This is a genomic window from Virgibacillus sp. 7505 (assembly GCF_002272135.1).
GTDB lineage: Bacteria > Bacillota > Bacilli > Bacillales > Amphibacillaceae > Terribacillus.
In genome coordinates this window covers 1-246 of sequence record NZ_NPBF01000251.1, presented here as the reverse complement: position 1 = coordinate 246, position 246 = coordinate 1, and the positions used below count along the sequence as shown (strand labels likewise).

General features: G+C 51.6%; 1 protein-coding gene. It reads right to left on the bottom strand.

Features of this window, described 5'->3' with window-relative positions:
- Positions 1-246: oligosaccharide flippase family protein (locus CHH91_RS18830; RefSeq protein ID WP_176465873.1), on the bottom strand; the 246-nt coding region annotated here is incomplete at both ends.

Here is a 246-nt window from a genome sequence, read left to right as displayed (position 1 = left end):
CCCTTGTCCAACTCCCCTACCTACGCTCAGTATAGGCAAAAACAAAAAACCAACGCTTACGAGGCGAAGAAGGGGGGCAAGGCGTTCATCCCCCATAAATTGGGCAACTAACGGCGCTGCTGCTGCGAATCCAATGCTAGCTATGACAGCGAATACGGCCATTCCCACAAACGCTTGTCTGGCCAATTCATTTGCTTGGTTTTCTAGCCCTTGCGCCTTCTTCTCAGCAACTTGCCGGGAAATCAC